Source organism: Oceanobacillus longus (assembly GCF_042650085.1).
In the GTDB taxonomy this organism is placed as follows: domain Bacteria; phylum Bacillota; class Bacilli; order Bacillales; family Amphibacillaceae; genus Oceanobacillus; species Oceanobacillus longus.
In genome coordinates, this window is the sequence record NZ_JBHSAO010000001.1 from 892,638 (window position 1) to 911,567 (window position 18,930).

General features: G+C 36.9%; 20 protein-coding genes. All 20 read right to left on the reverse strand.

Annotation, left to right across the window (positions count from 1 at the left end):
- Positions 1 to 41: 41 nt before the first annotated feature.
- The gene (gene dapA, locus ACFOUV_RS04610) at positions 42 to 908 is read right to left on the reverse strand and encodes a 4-hydroxy-tetrahydrodipicolinate synthase (protein ID WP_379495576.1); all 867 of its coding nucleotides are present in this window, start codon (positions 906 to 908) and stop codon (positions 42 to 44) included.
- A 73-nt stretch (positions 909 to 981) separates the two neighbouring features.
- Complete coding sequence (gene dapG, locus ACFOUV_RS04615; RefSeq protein WP_379495577.1) at positions 982 to 2,211, reverse strand: aspartate kinase; 1,230 nt, start codon at positions 2,209 to 2,211, stop codon at positions 982 to 984.
- Positions 2,212 to 2,284: 73 nt separating this feature from the next.
- The gene (asd, locus tag ACFOUV_RS04620; RefSeq protein WP_379495578.1) at positions 2,285 to 3,331 is read right to left on the reverse strand and encodes an aspartate-semialdehyde dehydrogenase; all 1,047 of its coding nucleotides are present in this window, start codon (positions 3,329 to 3,331) and stop codon (positions 2,285 to 2,287) included.
- A 46-nt stretch (positions 3,332 to 3,377) separates the two neighbouring features.
- The gene (gene dpaB, locus ACFOUV_RS04625) at positions 3,378 to 3,983 is read right to left on the reverse strand and encodes a dipicolinate synthase subunit B (RefSeq protein WP_379495579.1); all 606 of its coding nucleotides are present in this window, start codon (positions 3,981 to 3,983) and stop codon (positions 3,378 to 3,380) included.
- Positions 3,983 to 4,864 carry a dipicolinic acid synthetase subunit A gene (gene dpaA, locus ACFOUV_RS04630; protein WP_379495580.1) on the reverse strand — a complete coding sequence of 294 codons (882 nt, stop codon included), beginning with the start codon at positions 4,862 to 4,864 and terminating at the stop codon, positions 3,983 to 3,985. Before dpaA ends, dpaB begins: the two co-directional genes overlap by 1 nt.
- Before the next feature lie 312 nt (positions 4,865 to 5,176).
- Entirely contained in the window at positions 5,177 to 5,422 is a 246-nt protein-coding gene (locus ACFOUV_RS04635; protein ID WP_379495581.1) for a YlmC/YmxH family sporulation protein, read from the reverse strand.
- A 145-nt stretch (positions 5,423 to 5,567) separates the two neighbouring features.
- The gene (locus tag ACFOUV_RS04640; RefSeq protein WP_379495582.1) at positions 5,568 to 6,791 is read right to left on the reverse strand and encodes a M16 family metallopeptidase; all 1,224 of its coding nucleotides are present in this window, start codon (positions 6,789 to 6,791) and stop codon (positions 5,568 to 5,570) included.
- A gap of 43 nt (positions 6,792 to 6,834) precedes the next feature.
- Positions 6,835 to 7,779: a polysaccharide deacetylase family protein gene (locus ACFOUV_RS04645; protein WP_379495583.1), complete on the reverse strand. Its 945-nt coding sequence runs from the start codon at positions 7,777 to 7,779 to the stop codon at positions 6,835 to 6,837.
- A 118-nt stretch (positions 7,780 to 7,897) separates the two neighbouring features.
- Positions 7,898 to 10,015 (reverse strand): polyribonucleotide nucleotidyltransferase, encoded by a 2,118-nt coding sequence (locus ACFOUV_RS04650; RefSeq protein WP_379495584.1) that lies wholly within the window; start codon positions 10,013 to 10,015, stop codon positions 7,898 to 7,900.
- Positions 10,016 to 10,366: 351 nt separating this feature from the next.
- Positions 10,367 to 10,636 carry a 30S ribosomal protein S15 gene (gene rpsO, locus ACFOUV_RS04655; RefSeq protein ID WP_379495585.1) on the reverse strand — a complete coding sequence of 90 codons (270 nt, stop codon included), beginning with the start codon at positions 10,634 to 10,636 and terminating at the stop codon, positions 10,367 to 10,369.
- A gap of 139 nt (positions 10,637 to 10,775) precedes the next feature.
- Positions 10,776 to 11,723, reverse strand: coding sequence for a bifunctional riboflavin kinase/FAD synthetase (locus ACFOUV_RS04660; RefSeq protein ID WP_379495586.1), 948 nt, complete (start codon positions 11,721 to 11,723; stop codon positions 10,776 to 10,778).
- Positions 11,724 to 11,745: 22 nt separating this feature from the next.
- Complete coding sequence (truB, locus tag ACFOUV_RS04665; protein ID WP_379495587.1) at positions 11,746 to 12,639, reverse strand: tRNA pseudouridine(55) synthase TruB; 894 nt, start codon at positions 12,637 to 12,639, stop codon at positions 11,746 to 11,748.
- 94 nt (positions 12,640 to 12,733) lie between these two features.
- On the reverse strand, positions 12,734 to 13,075 hold the full coding sequence (gene rbfA / locus ACFOUV_RS04670) for a 30S ribosome-binding factor RbfA (RefSeq protein ID WP_379495588.1): 342 nt from the start codon (positions 13,073 to 13,075) through the stop codon (positions 12,734 to 12,736).
- Between the two features lie 29 nt (positions 13,076 to 13,104).
- Positions 13,105 to 13,383 (reverse strand): DUF503 domain-containing protein, encoded by a 279-nt coding sequence (locus ACFOUV_RS04675; protein WP_379495589.1) that lies wholly within the window; start codon positions 13,381 to 13,383, stop codon positions 13,105 to 13,107.
- The gene (infB, locus tag ACFOUV_RS04680; RefSeq protein WP_379495590.1) at positions 13,380 to 15,530 is read right to left on the reverse strand and encodes a translation initiation factor IF-2; all 2,151 of its coding nucleotides are present in this window, start codon (positions 15,528 to 15,530) and stop codon (positions 13,380 to 13,382) included. Before infB ends, ACFOUV_RS04675 begins: the two co-directional genes overlap by 4 nt.
- 20 nt (positions 15,531 to 15,550) lie before the next feature.
- Positions 15,551 to 15,850 carry a L7Ae/L30e/S12e/Gadd45 family ribosomal protein gene (locus tag ACFOUV_RS04685; protein ID WP_379495761.1) on the reverse strand — a complete coding sequence of 100 codons (300 nt, stop codon included), beginning with the start codon at positions 15,848 to 15,850 and terminating at the stop codon, positions 15,551 to 15,553.
- Positions 15,840 to 16,121 carry an RNase P modulator RnpM gene (rnpM, locus tag ACFOUV_RS04690; RefSeq protein WP_379495591.1) on the reverse strand — a complete coding sequence of 94 codons (282 nt, stop codon included), beginning with the start codon at positions 16,119 to 16,121 and terminating at the stop codon, positions 15,840 to 15,842. The genes ACFOUV_RS04685 and rnpM overlap by 11 nt, the downstream gene beginning before the upstream one ends.
- Positions 16,122 to 16,135: 14 nt before the next feature.
- A complete protein-coding gene (nusA, locus tag ACFOUV_RS04695) occupies positions 16,136 to 17,239 on the reverse strand; it encodes a transcription termination factor NusA (RefSeq protein WP_379495592.1) in 1,104 nt (367 codons plus the stop codon).
- 19 nt (positions 17,240 to 17,258) lie between these two features.
- Positions 17,259 to 17,729 (reverse strand): ribosome maturation factor RimP, encoded by a 471-nt coding sequence (rimP, locus tag ACFOUV_RS04700; protein ID WP_379495593.1) that lies wholly within the window; start codon positions 17,727 to 17,729, stop codon positions 17,259 to 17,261.
- A 251-nt stretch (positions 17,730 to 17,980) separates the two neighbouring features.
- Positions 17,981 to 18,811: an STAS domain-containing protein gene (locus ACFOUV_RS04705; RefSeq protein WP_379495594.1), complete on the reverse strand. Its 831-nt coding sequence runs from the start codon at positions 18,809 to 18,811 to the stop codon at positions 17,981 to 17,983.
- Positions 18,812 to 18,930: the final 119 nt, after the last annotated feature.

Below are 18,930 nucleotides of genomic sequence, written 5' to 3' on the forward strand. Positions count from 1 at the left end.
GTAAATATACAAAAAATACCGGCTGCTTTCAGCCGGTATTTTCATCCTTCAATAAGAATTTTTAATTTAGCCATTTCTTCATCTGTAAGACGGAGTAAAGGTAATCGTACACTTCCTGTTTCAATCCCCTTCATTTGAAGTGCTGCTTTAACGGGTGATGGGTTAGGCGCCATGAAAAGCCCGTTCATCGTTGGTAGTAGCATACGGTGCATGGATGCTGCTTCGTTTATTCTGCCGTCAAAGAAGTGATTAACCATTGTATTCATTTCATTTCCTATTACGTGAGATGCAACAGAAATCACGCCGTCAGCACCTACTGCCAGCATCGGTATTGTTGAGCTATCGTCTCCACTATATACACTGAAATCATCTCTCGTGTGCTCAATGATTTCTGAAACTTGATCAAGATCACCACTTGCTTCTTTTACGGAAACAATATTGTCAATCGCACTCAAATTAATAATCGTTTCCGCAGTCATATTAACTACAGAGCGCCCTGGAATATTATAGAGCATCACTGGTAAATCCGTTTCCTTTGCAATGGCTGCAAAATGCTCAAACATCCCTTGTTGACTCGGTTTATTATAATATGGTGTAACAAGCATAATAGCATCTACACCACATGCTTCCGCTTCTTTTGTCAATATTATTGAAGCAGATGTATGATTATTACCTGTACCAGCAATTACGGGTACCCTTTTATTCACAACCTTTACGACATGCTTAAACAGTTGGATTTTTTCGTCCGTTGTCATCGTCGGAGATTCACCAGTAGTTCCAGCCACCACTAAGCCCTCTGTTCCATTACCAAGTAAATATTCAATTAAAACACTTGTTTGCTTAAGATCTAATTTTCCATTGTTATCGAATGGAGTGACCATGGCAGTCAGTACTCGCCCAAACTTCATTCATAATCACCTTTCTTCTATAAGTGAGAGTTCAAAGATTTTTTCATTTTGAACATTCACGTTAAGGCTTTAATTAAACTGTTTCATTTAAGTTACTAAGGCCAAAAACTTCATGTAATGCATTTACTGCTGTAATTAAATCATTATTATGCACCAAAACCCAGATTGTTGTGTGGCTATCCGCTGATTGCAATATTTGCACCCCTGCATTTGTCAATGCTTGAACTATTTTTGAGGCGACTCCAGGTACACCACTCATTCCCGCACCTACTGCAGAAACTTTAGCACAACCTTCTGTAATCTCCGGGTGAAAGCCCAGAACTTCAAGTATATTAACTGCTCTTTCAGTATGGGATTCAGGCACAGTATAGACGACACCTTTAGGTGAAATATTGATAAAATCAACCGATATTCCTGCTTCTGCCATCGCCTTAAATACTTCAGATTGTAAACGATAGACTGATTCTTTAGTCTGTACTTTTATTTGCGTGATTGAAGATATATGTGCAATACCAGTAATCATTCTATCCGGAATATCCGTCCCCAGTTCAGCAACTCTTGATGAAGTAACCAACGTTCCCAACTCCTCAGAATAGGTTGACCTTATACGCATCGGTATCTTACCTTGCATCGCAATTTCTACTGCACGTGGGTGAATGACTTTCGCACCCTGATATGCTAAATTACAGATTTCATTGTATGTGACGATATCCAGCGGACGGGCGGTTTTCACCACTCTTGGATCAGCAGTCATAATACCATTAACATCTGTAAATATCTCAATTCGTTCTGCCGATAATGCTACTCCAAGCGCAGCAGCACTCGTGTCACTACCACCCCGTCCAATCGTCGTAACCTCACCTGTTTCGCTCTGACCTTGAAATCCGGCAACAACTACTACATCATTTTTTTCAAATTCTTTGAGAATACGGGCTGGATTTACTTCTTTTATTTTCGCCTTGTTGAAGTCCTCTGTAGTCAAAAAACCAGCTTGCGCTCCGGTTAAAGCAACTGCGGATATATGATTTTTTTGAAGTTCATTGGAGAGAACCACCGAAGAGATAATTTCTCCACACGACATTAGTAAATCCAGTTCACGTACAGAGGTCCCAGTGGCAGGATAATCAACTAAGCCTAATAGAGTATCCGTTGCATATGGATCTGGTTTTCTTCCTAATGCAGATACGACGACTACGAGTTTATAGTCTTTTACTAAAGCATCTTTAATATGTTTTATGACGTGTTCCCTGTTATCTTCTGATTGTACAGAAGTTCCCCCAAATTTTTGAACTAATACTTGCATTCTAACACCTCTATTATTACCGGATACCGTATGTTCAAGCCGTCACTGTTATTGACACTTTTTGAACATCCTATTATAGCCAATTATTTTTAATCAATGATTGTGCAATTTGCACCGTATTCCATGCCGCACCTTTAAGAAGGTTATCTGAAACTACCCATAAATGAAAACCCTTGGGATTATCAAGATCTTTGCGGACACGACCAACAAAAACATCTTCTTTATCTGCTGCACTTAATGGTGTTGGATATTCTTGAGCATCTGGATTATCTTGAAGTACAATACCATCAGCAGCTTCCAATACTTTCCATAAATCTGCAACTTCTACGCCATCTTGATCTACTTCAATATAAACACTTTCAGCATGTGAAGTAAAGAATGGCAAACGAACACAAGTCGCCGCAACAGAGATAGCTTCATCATGCATAATTTTTTTTGTTTCATTAATCATTTTCATTTCTTCAAATGTATAGCCATTATCCCCAAAAACATCAATTTGTGGAAGTGCATTAAATGCAATCGGATAATGCTTCTTATCACCACTAACAGGAAGGAGATTTGCTTCCATCTCTTCTTCGTTTAAAAATTGTTGTGCCTGGACTTTTAATTCTTCTGTGGCCTTTGCACCTGCACCTGATACAGCCTGATAGGTTGAAACAATAATCCGATTCATTCCAAATGATTTTTTAATCGGATGTAATGCTGCTACCATCTGAATGGTGGAACAATTCGGGTTTGCAATAATTCCTTTATGGTTTGCAATATCCTCATTATTTACCTCTGGTACAACGAGGGGAACATGCTCATCCATACGGTATGCACTTGTATTATCAACTACCACAGCACCACGTTTTACGGCTTCAGGTGCAAGTTCCTTGGAAATAGAACCTCCTGCAGAAAACAGTGCAATATCCACACCTTTAAAACTGTCTGGTGTTGCTTCCTCTACCGTTATTTCTTTATTGCCAAATAGTAACTTCTTTCCTGCTGACCTCTTTGATGAGAGCAATTTCAATTCATTTATAGGGAAACTCTTATTTTCTAATAGTTGCATTATTTTTTGACCAACTGCTCCTGTTGCTCCAACAACTGCAACATTGTATGCTTTTTTCTCTGTCATTTGTAATGACTCCCTTCAAAATGGTAAATAATTAACTTATAGTTCTTTATTTTAACATATTTTTAGGGAGATAAGGAATAATAATAGGTTGAAGTTGTTTTCCATTTAAAGCGTATTCTACGCTTTTCTGTAAATAATCCAAGTTTGCGGTCATAGAATTTGGCTTATGATATGGAGCATCTTGACCAAAAGGGATAAAATAAATATTTTTACTGTTCATTAATTTTATTAAGTTCGAGCCATTTAAACCTAAAGCATCATTGGTAGTTACACCAAGTAATACGGGATTCTGATTTCTCATCGTCGATTTGGAAGCCATAAGTACCGGATTGTCAGTAAGTGCATTAGCTAACTTACTTAATGAATTCCCAGTAAGAGGAGCAATAATCATGATATCCAATGGATATTTTGGCCCAAGTGGTTCAGCATCCTGAATGGTACGAATCACCTTTCTCCCTGTAATACTCTCTAATTTCTCGATATGTTCTGATGCTTTACCAAACTTTGAATCTGTATTTTGAACCGTATAGGATACGATGGGAATAACTTCGGCCTGTTCCATCACAAGTTTTTCAATTTGCGGGAATACTTGACTATGTGTGTGATGGGATCCAGTTAAACCAAATCCAATTCGCTTACCCTTTAGACTCATTATGATTCCCTCTTTTCCTCTAAAATTTGAGTGATGACATCAGCCAGTATTTTACCAGCCGTTCTAGGAGCTACAATACCAGGAAGGCTCCTTGCCAAGATCGCTTTTATCCCTCGCTTTTTAGCATAGGCAAAATCAGTTCCACCAGGTTTGGATGCTAAATCGATAATGATTCCATTTGTTGGGAGATTTTGAATTGCCTCCTTTGTAACAATTGGAGCAGGTATCGTATTAATTAACACATCACAGTTATACGTATACTCAGACAGCTTTTCCAATGGGATAGCATGCAGCCCCATTTCTGTAATCCTGGCCAAGTCTCTTATACTTCTTGCACATACGGATACATTTGCACCTAAGGCCGAAAATTTATTTGCTACAGTGTTACCAACGCGACCGAATCCTGTAACAATTACCTGTGAAGAGTGAATCGTATGATCTGTTTGTTCAAAAGCCATCATGATAGTACCTTCTGCAGTAGGGATTGAATTATAAATGGCCACATCATCTCTATCCAGTAGCGATATTAAACGAGTACCCGCTTCGCTGGCAGCTGAAGATAGATAATCATTGGTTATACCAGTAAATATCATGGTTGATTTTTTTAATTTTTTGAACCATTCTTTATTCAGATTAGCCACCTTATCTGAAAATACTGTCTCGATATTCCCATCCATATCGGTACCTGTAATTGGCAGAATGATTGCATCTAATTTCGATTGATCCAACTCTTCCAAATCCACTTGATTCAGTTCTGTAAAACCCTGTTCCAGTTTGTCAAATCCAACGAGAATAATCGTAGTGTCAGATAGATTTTTCAATTGCCTGATTAGCTCCAAATACCGTGCATCTCCACCAATCACAGCTATTAATTGATTCATATTTATTTATACCTCCAGACATCCAATTCCTCATAATAAGGTGATCAAAATAGCCCGTAAAAACGACATATCGAATATCGAATTTCTAAGGTTCTTTTTGAACACGATTCAATCATTTTCTTTATAGCTTATGTGATACCGCACTAGGAGTGATTGTCTGATTAAAAAAAACGAGAAAAAGGCTAATATCATTCATATGATATTAGCCTTTTTCTCGTTTGAACATATAAAAGTAACAATTCTTTTACTTCTAGGCGACCCTTTGAATTATAGTCCTTCTATCGCTAACAGGGCTCCTTGAAATTTATCCGTTTACTTATCGAAATAATCCGTTTCAATCATTATCATATCTTCGCCTATTTTCTTGATGGAGTTCCAGCGTATTTTCGTTTCTTCTCCCTCTTTCACTAATCCAAACCACTTATAATTTGGTATGATAAATGATTCTATCTGTCCAGTTACTTCATCAATTTCTAGGTCTGTCTGTCCCAGAATCCCCATACGTGTACCCTCATTTACATTTATAATTTCCTTGTCACTCATTTCTCTAAATCGCATTTGTCCGGCCTCCTGCATTTGTTTATACTTCATATATATGTGGGGTAAAAAAACCTATGTATAAAATAGGAGACAATTATTTTTTAAGCCTTCTTAAAAATGAGCAAAAACGGCTTCAGACCATAACTGGTTTGAAACCGTTTTTTTAATTATTATTAGCTGGCGCAATTAGTGCACTTGATGCCGGATTATTAAATACTTGCTTTATTACTTGCTCAACCGAATCATGACTGACTGCGTCTATTTCTCGAATCATTTCGTCCAATGTGCGATGACGCTGAAGCAGTAGTTCATTTCTGCCGTTTCTTGACATCCTACTATTTGTGCTTTCCAAACTAAGCATTAAGCTTCCTTTTAGCTGCTCCTTGCTGTTTCGCAGTTCTTTATCTGAAAGACCGTCTTTGATCATGATATCCACTGTCTTTTTAATGGTGTCTCTTAGCAACGATAACTGATCTTTCCCGGTACCAGCATAGATCGTAAGTAATCCATTATCCAAAAATGTTGAATGATAGGAGAAGACTGAATATGCAAGTCCTTGCTTTTCCCGAATATCTTGGAAAAGTCTGGAACTCATACTTCCACCAAGTACATTATTCATAATAACAAGACTGTATATATTATCTTCACCTTGAGGAAGTCCTTCAAAACCTAGACATAGATGTGCCTGCTCTGTATCTTTATTTCGCTCAATCGAATCAGCAAGAAAAGATGGTTTTAAGATTACATTGGTATCTTTAGGATATTCATAATTGCCAAAGTAACTTTCAACGGTATGGATAAAAGAATCCTCCACATTCCCAGCAATGGAAACAACTACATTATCAGGTGTGTACCGTTGTTCAACATATTTCCTAAGCAGATTTGGGTCAAAGGTTTTTAATTGTTTTTCAGTGCCTAAAATCGGATAACCCAATGGATGGTCCCCGTAGGATGCTTTTGCCAGTAAATCATGTACAATATCATCGGGCGTATCATCATACATTTTTATTTCCTCATATACCACTTTCTTTTCTCGTTCCATTTCTTCTTCGTCAAAAGTAGAATTAAAAAACATATCAGCAAGTATTTCCAAAGCATAATCTTTATGGGTATCTAATACCTTCGCATAATAACACGTATATTCCTTTGATGTGAATGCGTTAATTTGCCCACCGATAGAATCAAATGCTTCGGCTATATCTTGTGCCGATCGGGTCTTTGTTCCCTTAAAAAACATATGCTCCAAAAAATGGGAAATTCCATTATTTTCAATGGTTTCATTTCTAGAACCAGTAAGTACCCATATACCAATTGTCACAGAACGGACTGCCGGTATCTTTTCCAATACAATACGTAAACCATTTTTGCTTATATGCTTATCTATCAATACTTTCCCTCCTAATATTTCTGAAACAGGTCTTTTGGATACACTACCTGTCTTCACTGAGAAGTAAATCAATCGTTCCTATTTTGTATCCGTTATCTTTAATTAATTTTATAAGTTGATGCATTCCATTTGTAGTTGAAGATGTCGGATGCATAAGCAACGTGGCACCAGGATGTAGTTTTTCTTTTACGCGATTAATCATAACAGAAACAGATGGATTCTTCCAATCAATCGTATCAACGGTCCAAAGAATGGTTTCCATATTTAAATTATAAGCCGACTGAATTACTTGATCATTGTAACTGCCACTCGGAGGGGCAAACCATTTTGGTTTTTTACCTGTAATTGCTTTCAATATTTGATTTGTCTGATCGATTTGATTAATGTTTTGTTGAGCAGACAACTTTGCCATATCCGGATGGTTGTAAGCATGGTTACCAATTACATGTCCCTGTTCGTCGATCATCTTTACAAGCTCTGCATTCGCTTTTCCCCATTTACCTTCAACAAAGAAAGTTGCTTTCACTTTATTTTCCTTTAGGATACTTAAAATCTCTGGAATATATTCCTCTCCCCAAGAAACATTGATCAATAATGCTACCATCTTTTTTTCTGGATGGCCACGGTAAATTGGTGAGGCAGGTAAATCGCTCAATGTAATTTCAGGAGTTATTTGTTCATACACGAGTAAAGATTCATCATAGATGCCGTTTGATTTCATTTTTTCATATGATTTATCCACATTTACTTTCAAACCGTTTCTACCAGCCGTCTTTTTCCATACCTCATCAATATAAGCATTTTGAGGTTTCTGAAAAAGGATTTTACTATTTTCTTCTATTTCCATATATAACGTATCACTTTGAACTGTAGTCTGTGTATCCAATATTGGCGGATTAAAAGCAAACGGATTATATTCAATATCAAACACTGTCACCACAAGAATTAAAAATACAAATAAGTTTACATACTTTCTGTAATTACCCATACATACCCCTCCCCTTACATTCCTATGCACATGAAGGACAAGTATGAATGAATATTAAAAGCGGTAGAAGAAAAAAAAGAAACTGGATTATTCAGCTTCTTTTTTCATTCCTATAATTTTATTGTTGCTTGGCATTTTCAGTTCTTTCCTTTTCTTCCAGTAATACAGCTTTTCGGGAAAGATTAACACGTCCTTGACGATCCACTTCTTTAACCTTAACCATAATCTGATCACCAATAGAAACAGCATCTTCTACTTTATTTGTTCGCTCTTCAGCCAATTCGGAAATGTGTACCAAACCATCTTTTCCTTTAAATAGTTCAACAAACGCACCAAACTTTTCAATACGTTTTACCGTTCCTAAATACATCTGACCGACTTCAACTTCACGTACAAGATCTTCAATGATTTTCTTCGCTTGATCATTCATAGAAGAGTCAGTTGATGAAATAAATACACTTCCATCTTGTTCGATGTCAATCTTAACACCTGTTTCCTCAATGATTTTGTTAATTTGTTTACCGCTCGGCCCAATAACATCGCGGATTTTGTTTGGATTAATGGACATGGTAAGGATTTTTGGTGCAAACTCAGAAAGCTCTGTCTTAGGCTCATTAATTGTAGCGAGCATAGATTCAAGAATCTGCATCCGTCCTTTTTTAGCTTGTGTTAACGCTTCTTCAAGAATTTCTCTCGATAAGCCATCTATTTTAATATCCATTTGCAGTGCTGTTACACCCTCAGCTGTTCCTGCAACTTTAAAGTCCATGTCTCCTAAGGCATCTTCCATACCTTGAATATCTGTTAGGATTGTATAATCTTCACCGGATTTCACAAGACCCATTGCTATTCCAGCTACAGGTGCTTTAATCGGTACGCCAGCATCCATCATAGCTAATGTACTAGCACAAATACTTGCCTGGGAGGTCGAACCATTGGATTCTAATACTTCTGAAACTAAACGAATTGTATAAGGAAAATCTTTATCATTTGGAATGACTTTTTCAAGTGCCCGTTCACCTAATGCACCATGGCCAATTTCACGACGACCTGGTCCTCTAATTGGTCCAGTTTCACCGACACTATACTGCGGGAAATTATAATGATGCATGAAGCGTTTAGACTCTTCTAGATCCAAGCCATCCAGAATTTGAACGTCACCTAATGCACCTAATGTACATACACTTAAAGCTTGTGTTTGTCCACGTGTGAATAATCCTGAACCATGTGTCCTTGGTAGAACGTGAATACGGGATGATAATGGACGGATCTCTGCTGGTTTACGACCATCAGGACGAATTTTCTCTTTTGTGATCAATCTGCGAACTTCTTCCTTAACCATTTTATCCAAAATGGATTTAACTTGCTTAACCACATCAGCTTCTTCTTCTTCATATGCTTGTAGTACTTCTTCTTTTGTATGTGAAATGGCTTCTTCTCTAGCGTGCTTTTCTTGCACTTGAATTGCTTCAATTAATTTATCTTTTGCCTCAGCTTCCACTTTAGCTGTTAATTCTTCATCCAATTCAAATAATTTAATATCCGATTTCTCGACACCAGCAGCTTTTACAATCTCCTCCTGGAATGAAACAAGACGTTTAATTTCATTATGTCCAAACATGATTGCTTCAAGCATCACCTCTTCAGGTACTTCATCTGCTCCAGCTTCTACCATGTTAATGGCATCTTTTGTTCCAGCAACCGTTAATTCAATATCGCTTTTCGCTTCTTGTTCAATCGTCGGATTAATAATAAATTCTCCATCAACTCGTCCAACATTAACACCAGCAATTGGTTCTGCAAACGGAATATTGGAAATCGAGAGGGCAATTGATGAACCGATCATTGCTGCGATTTCAGAAGGACAATCCTGGTCTACACTCATAACAGTGCTAATAACTTGAACTTCATTCCTGAAACCATCTGGAAATAAAGGTCGAATAGGACGGTCAATTAAACGGGAAGACAATATCGCTTTCTCACTTGGGCGCCCTTCACGTTTAATAAATCCTCCAGGAATTTTACCTACCGCATATAATCGTTCTTCATAGTTAACTGTTAAAGGGAAAAATGGTAAATCTTTAGGATTTTTCGATGCAGTAGCTACAGATAATACGGATGTATCCCCGTAATGAATCATACATGCACCATTTGCTTGTTTCGCCAGTTCTCCAGTTTCAACGGTAAATTTCTTTCCTGAGATTTCTGTGGAGAATATTTGTTTTTCTTCTGCCATTAGTAATAGTGCTCCTTTCAATACAACTTTCTATTGTCATTTTATAGTTTATAAAACTAAATGTAAATTTTATCCTAAAGTCTTGCATACGCTAGCGTTTCTCTCTATAGAATAAACTATAGAAGTACAGGAATCAAACCGCAACTATATAATGGATTCTGATTGGAAAGATAAAATTTAAATCAAGCATTTATGTAGTCAAGAATTAATAGTAATAAGAGGGAAGCCCTATGTGCTTAGTGCTTGAGCTGTATGTGCCTATTAATGGCGTAATAAAGCATACCACTTTCACTTTGAACATTTCCTAAGTAATAATAGAAAAAGCAGGATTTCTCCTGCTTTTCAAGTAAATTATCGGCGTAAACCGAGTTTTTTAATTAAATCACGGTAACGAGTAACGTCATTGTTACGTAGGTAAGTAAGTAAGTTACGACGTTTACCAACCATTTTCAAAAGACCACGGCGTGAATGATGATCTTTCTTATGAACACGTAAATGTTCGTTCAAAGAATTGATATCCTCAGTAAGTACAGCGATTTGTACTTCTGGAGAACCAGTGTCAGTATCATGAACTTTGTATTCATTAATGATTTCATTTTTACGTTCTTGTGTAATAGCCATCTGGTGCACCTCCTGGTATTATTATTATATCCCCAGTCTCCCAGCAAACGTCGGAGTTACGATTTGCCAAGGGACGGTTTTACATAAACAAGCATAACGCTTCTCAAGAAAAAAATCAAGTCCAAGTGTTGTAATCCTTTTATTGTAATTTACTATGAAAGTAAGCTCTAATATTTCTTTCATCTAGTGCCATTTGCGTAATTAAAGCATCCACATTATCATATTTTTCTTCTTCCCTAATGTATTTATGCCATTCCACTAGTAACTCTTCCCCATATAAATCATTATTGTAATCAAAAATATTTACTTCGGTAGATAGATCTTCTCTATCTGCAGTAAAAGTGGGATTTGTACCGATGTTTGCCATACCTTCATAAATCTCATTTTTATAAATAACTCTGACGGCATAAATTCCTGGCTTTGGCAGCAACACATCTTCATGTAAGTCAAGATTGGCAGTTGGATAACCTAATTCCTTACCACGTTGGTCCCCTTTAACCACGATACCACTAAAGGTCAATGGTCTACCAAGTAGATGGTTTGCTGCATCCACCTTACCGTTTTTCATTAGCTCACGAATCTTCGTAGAACTAACTTTATCATCTTCCATTGTAACTTTATCAATTGCTGTATAACTGAATTTATCTCGCGTATATTCCTTTATATTTTCCATATTACCTTTTCCTTTATGGCCAAAAGAATAATCAAATCCTGCTGTAAGATGCTTTATATTCAAACCAATAATAAAATGATCAATAAATTCTTGTGGCGATAAATTTGAAAGTTCCTCGTTAAATTTAATAATATACAGACGATCGACATGAAGTCTTTTTAATAGTTCCTGTTTCTGTTTCATCGGTGTAATATATTTCACATGCTGTACACCTTTTTTTAAAACGACAGATGGATGTGGATGAAATGTAATGACGGCACTATCCATCTGTCTGGTTTCAGCTTCTTTAACAGCTGTCTTTATAACTTCTTGATGCCCTTTATGTATGCCATCAAAGAAACCAATAGCACAGACTGTCTCTGGCAGTTCTTCCAATGCTAATGTGTGTGGATAAGTCAACTCGATCGTTCTCATAATCTTCACCTGCACTTTATAATCATTCACTGAAAACACGAACTGGTTTTATTTGTTCTGGTTTTTCAGGGTGTTGTTGATAGATTGCTAATAATTTTTCATTATGCATTACAACAAATGGATTTGTGTCAAGTTTCTCATCCGGTTTTTGCAACTTCTGGCCATTCATTACTTTATTTTTAGTTTCGTCGTCAACTTGAAGTATATCCAGATGGTTAACTCCTTCTAAAATGGGCCGAAGTAATTGATTTTGCTCATTTTTTCCAACCGCTTCTTCTATAATATCAAATGTGACCGTATTTTTCTCGGAAAATGAACCGGTTTCTGTCCGTACCAGTTCAGACATATGAGCTGGATAACCTAATTCTTTCCCAATATCCACACATAATGTTCGAATATATGTACCTTTTGAACAAACAATCTTCATACGAATTGTATAATTCGATGGATCATACGATAATTTATCAAGTTCATAAATCATTACTTCCCTTTTTGGTCGCTCCACCGATTCATTTGCTCTTGCATATTCGTAAAGTTTTTTCCCATTGACTTTCACTGCAGAATACATTGGTGGGATTTGCACAATTTTACCTCTAAACGATTTTATCACAGAATTAATCTCAACTTCAGAAGGCATATCATCGATTTCCATTTGCTCGACAACATTTCCATGTGCATCTTCCGTATCCGTTGCGGAACCAAGTTTCAATTCGGCAATATACGTTTTTCTCGTATCTGTGAGAAAAGGAACAATTTTTGTTGCCTGTCCGATACAAATTGGTAAAACACCTTCCACTTCTGGATCAAGAGTACCGGTATGCCCAACCTTTTTTGTTTTAAATAATTTGCGACATTTCATAACACAATCATGCGATGTAAATCCTTTTGGCTTCCATAATGGCAAAATACCATCCATCTTACCAGCCTCCGTTAGGTAGTAATAATATAATTCGGGTATGGAAAAAATCTGACCCGCTACATTTGCTTTGAACAGGTCAGATTACATCATTTTATTTATTTAAATCTCTCAGAATAGTTTCAATTCTGTTCCCGTATTCGAAGGCTTCATCAAACTCAAAAGTCAATTCCGGAGTTTTGCGCAGTCGGATGCGGCTACCAATTTCTGACCGGATAAATCCTTTTGCTTTAGCAAGCCCCAAAAGTGTATCTTGTTTTTTCTTTTCATCACCCAGAACAGAAATAAAGACTTTTGCCTGCTGGAGATCTCCAGTGACTTCTACATCTGTTACTGTAACAAACCCAACTCGCGGGTCCTTTATTTTACGAGCTAGAATATCAGTTAATTCTTTTTTCATTTGTTCAGCTACTCGGTTTGCTCTTAATTCAGCCAATTCATTCACCTCAGTTAAAATGAGACTTATTATAATCTCTCCACATTTGTTATGGTGCGTTCAAGCTCTGTATAGCCATCAATCGTTCCTAGTGCATTGTTTATTATCTTTTCCGCATGGATGTAGTCCGTTGAAATTGCTACTATTCCAATTTTAGTCCGCTGCCACAAATCATGATAGTCAAGCTCAGTGACAGCGACATTAAAATTATTATGCAATTTCGCAAATATCTTTTTCATTACGGAGCGTTTTGCCTTCAGTGAATGTCCTTCATACATGATACACTCTACTTCAGCATATACGATCATTTGCGTTTAATTTCTTCCATGACAAAGGCTTCAATAATGTCGCCTTCTTTAATATCGTTGAAATTGGCAATTGTTATACCACATTCATAGTTTTTCGCAACTTCCTTAACATCATCCTTAAATCGTTTAAGTGCCAATAATTCCCCTTCATAAAGAACAACACCATCACGGATAAGTCTAACACCTGCATTGCGAGTGATTTTACCTTCAGTTACATAGCTTCCTGCAATTGTACCAATCTTAGACACCTTAAATATTTCACGAACTTCAGCTTGCCCAATTACTTTCTCTTCAAATTCAGGATCCAGTAATCCTTTCATAGCGGACTCTATTTCTTCAATAGCACTGTATATTACTCTGTGTAGACGAAGATCTACTTTTTCTGATTCAGCTGCATTTTTTGCATTTACATCCGGTCGTACATTAAAACCGATAACAATTGCATTGGATGCTGAAGCAAGAATAATATCAGATTCGGTAATTGCACCTACTCCAGTGTGAATGATTTTAATGTTGACGCCTTCCACTTCTATCTTACGTAAAGACGCTGCCAAAGCTTCAACGGAACCTTGAACATCTCCCTTAACGATGATATTCAATTCTTTCATTTCACCTTGCTTTATTTTCTCAAATAAATCATCCAAGCTAACTTTAGTCTGCTCGCCACGATTTGCTACAATATGTTTCTGCTGACGAGCTTCACCGATTTGACGAGCTTTCTTTTCATCTTCAAATACTAGGAATTGATCTCCCGCCTGAGGAACATCATGTAGTCCTGTGATTTCCACCGGTGTGGAAGGTCCAACTTCAGTTACACGTTTACCAATATCATTTACCATTGCACGGACACGACCATACGTATTACCGACTACAACCGTATCTCCTACGTGCAATGTTCCATTTTGGACGAGTAATGTGGAAACAGATCCTCTTCCTTTATCCAATTTTGCATCAATTACCGTACCTGATGCTGATGCATTCGGATTTGCTTTTAATTCCTCAACTTCTGCAACAAGTAAAATCATCTCAAGTAAATTATCGATTCCTTCATTATTTAATGCAGAAAGGTTTACAAAAATTGTGCTTCCGCCCCAATCTTCAGGTATTAACTCGTACTCTGTTAATTCCTGCATAACGCGATCCGGATTTGCACCTTCTTTATCGATTTTATTTACTGCAACGATGATTGGTACACCAGCTGCCTTAGAGTGGTTAATTGCTTCAACTGTTTGCGGCATAACACCATCATCAGCTGCAACTACCAAAATAGCAATATCTGTTACTTGTGCACCACGGGAGCGCATGCTTGTAAATGCCGCGTGACCAGGAGTATCAAGGAAAGTTACTTTTTTGCCTTCATTTTCAACCTGATAAGCACCAATATGCTGGGTAATTCCGCCTGCTTCCCCAGCAGTTACTTTCGTATGGCGAATGGAATCAAGCAACGTTGTTTTACCATGATCAACGTGACCCATAATTGTAACAACAGCTGGTCTTTCAATTAGATTTTCTTCTTTATCTTCTTCGATATATTTATTAAAATCAGTATCTTCCAATATGATTTCTTTTTCTACTTCAACATCGTACTCACCACAAATCAATTCAATAGCCTCATCGTCTAAATCCTGATTTTTAGTAGCCATGACACCCATAAACATCAATTTTTTAATTAACTCAGCAGCCTCTTTATTTAACTTTGATGCCAGGTCACTTACAGTTAATGTATCGCTGTACGTAATTTTTTTAGGTGTTTCTTTAACAATCTTTTGTTGAACTACTGGTGGCTTATTCCCTTTTTTAGGACCATTTTGTTTCTTATTTTTGTTGTTGTGATTTGGTCTGTTTTGCTGACCATTGTTTCTGAATCCGCCTTTTTGGTTACTGCTTTTTGCTGTCTGGTTTGGATTCTGCTTTTTTTGATTATTGGATGTACCTTGGCTTGTGCTTTTTACTGCCGGTTTAACAGCTTCTGGTTTTGATTGTTTTGCTTTAGGATTAAACTTCTCATCCAATTTTTTCACCACATCATCTGAAATTGTTGACATATGGTTGGAAACTTCTACGTTTAAAGTAGTTAAATAATTGATTACATCTTTACTGGTTGTATTGTTTTGTTTTGCATATTCATATACACGCATTTTACTCATACGTTCACCCCCGAATTTGATTACCCGAGTAACGACTTTATCTTAGTAGCAAAACCTGCGTCCAAGATAGCAATAGCTACTCTATGGGATTTTCCAATTGCATTTGATAACGTTTCTCTATCATCTGCAATGATAAAAGGTACTTCATAATACTTACATTTGTTTGTTAGTTTTTTCTTCGTCTGTGGTCCGATATCACTTGCCAAAAGAACCAGTTTTGCCCTGTTTGAGCGAATATCTTTTAAAATTGTCTCTTCACCGAGGGAAAGTTTACCCGCACGATGAGCGAGACCAATCAGGTTTAAGTAATTATTTTTCATGATCATTACCATTAATAAGTTGCTTAAGTTCTTCATAAATGGAAGCGTCCACTTCTGCATTTAGTGTCCGATTCAGCACATTTGATTTTTCCGCTTTTAGAATAACATCAAGATCACGCGATAAATATGCGCCTCTTCCATTTTTTTTACCAGTTGGATCGACAAAGACTTCTCCTTCTTTATTACGCACAACGCGTATTAGATCCTTTTTTGGTTTCATTTCATTTGTTACAACGCATTTTCTTTCAGGTATCTTTCTTTTTTGAACCATTTTTAAGCCCTCCCTTATTCAAACAAGTCCTCGTCTTTGTCAGAATAGGAATCTTCGTTATCGGATACTGTTAACAGACCTTCTTCTCTTGCTTCTGTTTCGCTCTTGATGTCTATCTTCCATCCTGTAAGCTTAGCAGCAAGCCTAGCATTCTGACCACGTTTCCCTATAGCAAGTGACAATTGATAATCAGGTACAATAACTGTGGTAGCTTTTTCCTCTTCGTTTACTAAGACATCAACTACTTTAGAAGGGCTTAAAGCATTTGAAACGTAAACGACAGGGTCTTCTGACCATTCAACGATATCGATTTTTTCGCCCTTTAGTTCATTGACGATTGCTTGTACACGCTGACCCTTTTGACCAACACATGAACCAACCGGGTCCACTTCTGGATCTTGTGCAAAAACAGAGATTTTTGAGCGGTCGCCAGCCTCTCTTGCAACTGATTTAATTTCCACAGTTCCATCAAAGATCTCAGGGACTTCCATTTCAAATAAACGTTTCAATAGACCAGGATGTGATCTAGAAATATAGATTTGTGGTCCCTTACTTGTATTTTCCACTTTAGTAACAAACACTTTTAAGCGATCATGAACATGATATTCCTCTGTCGGCATCTGTTCGGCTTCAGCTAGCTTCGCTTCAATTTTCCCAAGATTAACATATACAAAACGTGGATCCATTCGCTGTATGATACCTGTCATGACATCTTCCTCACGATCAATATATTCAGAGAATATAACGCCACGTTCAGCTTCGCGCACGCGTTGTGTCACAACCTGTTTTGCTGCCTGTGCAGCAATACGTCCGAAATCTTTAGGCGTCACTTCCACTTCTATAACGTCTTCCAATGAATAATTCGGGTCTATTTTTTTTGCCTCTTCCAGTGAAATTTCAAGTTGAGCATCCTCAGTTTCTTCTACTACTGCTTTTCTAGAATACACACTCATCTTACCGGTTGTTTCATTAAGTTCGATCCTAACGTTGGTTGCAGATTTGAAATTCTTTTTATAAGCTGAAATCAGGGCGGCTTCCAATGCTTCCATTAGAATAGATTTATCGATCCCTTTTTCCTTTGCCAAATTATCAATCGCATCAAACAACTGACTGCTCACTATTGTTTTCCCCCTTCAATTAAAACATAACAGCAAGTCTTGCTTTTGCTATCTTGTCGTATGGTATTTCTACCTGCTTTTTCCTTGTTTTAATTTTGTATTCAATTGTCACTGTGTCATCTTTAAACGCCTTTAATATTCCTTCAAATTCTTTTTCTCCATCGATCCGTTCGTAAAGCTTTATGAAAACATTGTTATTTATATTTTTCACAAAGTCTTCTTTTGATTTTAAAGGTCGTTCCACTCCGGGTGAGGAAACTTCCAGAAAATAAGCTTCTGTTATCGGATCGGTTTCATCCAATTTTTCACTTAGTTGCTCAGATACTTCTCCACATTCTACAATATCGACTCCGCCTTCTTTATCAATATAAACCCTTAAGAACCAATTCTTTCCTTCTTTAACATACTCAATATCTGCAAGTTGCAAATTTTTTTCTTTTAAAATGGGATTTAATAATTCTTCAGTAATTTTAATTACTTGGGAGCTCAACTTACGTCCTCCTTAATATAGCTGTATTTATGCTTATTATAAACCATTCTGGACAATTTCATCTGAAAACTTCCAAAATCAATATAAAACCCCTGCCGGTTGTTGTGGCGAGGGGAAGCTTTTCTAAAATCGAAAACAGTATGAAGAAAGAGCGGGCTAAAAACCCACTCTTTCAAACCGTCCGTATCGTTACTTTCCAGAATATAGTATAGCATAAGAGAATTTTCAGTGCAAGATTTGTACCTGCTCCACTACTTTACTTCGAGGAAATCCCCTAATGCTTGTTGGAGTGTTGCTTTCGTTTCAATATTATTACCATGGCTCAAGTCCCTATTGATAAAATGTGAAACTACTTCTGGCCTCATTCCAGTAATGATCCCTTTACAACCCATCATGGTAATTCCATCCATCAACTTTATGAATAACTGGATAGCGTTACCATCCATTTTAGCGAGACCTGAAAGATCAATTATTAAAGTTTGTACACCTTTTTGACTAATATCGTTTAAGACCTTTTCTTCAATAATATTACCACGGAATTCGTCTAACATACCAATTAGTGGTAAAATACTTACTTTTCCTGTTACAGGAATAATTGGTGCGGAAAGACTCTCGACCAGCTCATTTTTTGATTCAATTAATTGATCCTTGTATGTAGAGTAACTTAAAAAGAAGGAACGGAAAAATTCATCAACCAAACTATTAATATTAATCTGTAAGTTATAATATTCCTCTTTTTGATTCAGCTTCTCACCAATACGATCATACTCATAAAGAAATTCCCAAAGCGTTTTCCGTATAGCCTGAATCCACTCCAGCTTAAAAGCAAGTGTCAGGTTATGACCGGCCCATGCAATACCTTCTCTCGTTGCAAGCTCCGTTACAGCTTCCGGCTTATTATCCACAACACTTATAACAAGATTATAGGCATTTTCCAGTAAATTTATATTACCGATTAAGTTAATCTCCTCCACTTTATCGCGAACCTGTTCAGCTTCCTCCAATAGCATTCTTTCAAAATCTTCTCTATTTTCTATAATAAAATCTTTTATCTCCTGATCCCCATCGTAATTTAAATTCATATAATCATCCCCTAGAAAAAGTATAAAAATAAGCATTGATATAATTTATTAATAAAATCTTTCATTATTATAGCATAATTGCTAACAGGAGGATAACATGTACCTCCACAACAGCCTTA

Bases quoted from the DNA above. Each gene is read 5' to 3' on its own strand.
- dapA (WP_379495576.1), bottom strand. From the start codon at position 908: ATGAAGTTTGGGCGAGTACTGACTGCCATGGTCACTCCATTCGATAAC.
- dapG (WP_379495577.1), bottom strand. From the start codon at position 2,211: ATGCAAGTATTAGTTCAAAAATTTGGGGGAACTTCTGTACAATCAGAA.
- asd (WP_379495578.1), bottom strand. From the start codon at position 3,331: ATGACAGAGAAAAAAGCATACAATGTTGCAGTTGTTGGAGCAACAGGA.
- dpaB (WP_379495579.1), bottom strand. From the start codon at position 3,983: ATGAGTCTAAAGGGTAAGCGAATTGGATTTGGTTTAACTGGATCCCAT.
- dpaA (WP_379495580.1), bottom strand. From the start codon at position 4,864: ATGAATCAATTAATAGCTGTGATTGGTGGAGATGCACGGTATTTGGAG.
- ACFOUV_RS04635 (WP_379495581.1), bottom strand. From the start codon at position 5,422: ATGCGATTTAGAGAAATGAGTGACAAGGAAATTATAAATGTAAATGAG.
- ACFOUV_RS04645 (WP_379495583.1), bottom strand. From the start codon at position 7,779: ATGGGTAATTACAGAAAGTATGTAAACTTATTTGTATTTTTAATTCTT.
- ACFOUV_RS04650 (WP_379495584.1), bottom strand. From the start codon at position 10,015: ATGGCAGAAGAAAAACAAATATTCTCCACAGAAATCTCAGGAAAGAAA.
- rpsO (WP_379495585.1), bottom strand. From the start codon at position 10,636: ATGGCTATTACACAAGAACGTAAAAATGAAATCATTAATGAATACAAA.
- ACFOUV_RS04660 (WP_379495586.1), bottom strand. From the start codon at position 11,723: ATGAGAACGATCGAGTTGACTTATCCACACACATTAGCATTGGAAGAA.
- truB (WP_379495587.1), bottom strand. From the start codon at position 12,639: ATGGATGGTATTTTGCCATTATGGAAGCCAAAAGGATTTACATCGCAT.
- ACFOUV_RS04675 (WP_379495589.1), bottom strand. From the start codon at position 13,383: ATGATCGTATATGCTGAAGTAGAGTGTATCATGTATGAAGGACATTCA.
- infB (WP_379495590.1), bottom strand. From the start codon at position 15,530: ATGAGTAAAATGCGTGTATATGAATATGCAAAACAAAACAATACAACC.
- ACFOUV_RS04685 (WP_379495761.1), bottom strand. From the start codon at position 15,850: ATGAAAAATAATTACTTAAACCTGATTGGTCTCGCTCATCGTGCGGGT.
- rnpM (WP_379495591.1), bottom strand. From the start codon at position 16,121: ATGGTTCAAAAAAGAAAGATACCTGAAAGAAAATGCGTTGTAACAAAT.
- ACFOUV_RS04705 (WP_379495594.1), bottom strand. From the start codon at position 18,811: ATGAATTTAAATTACGATGGGGATCAGGAGATAAAAGATTTTATTATA.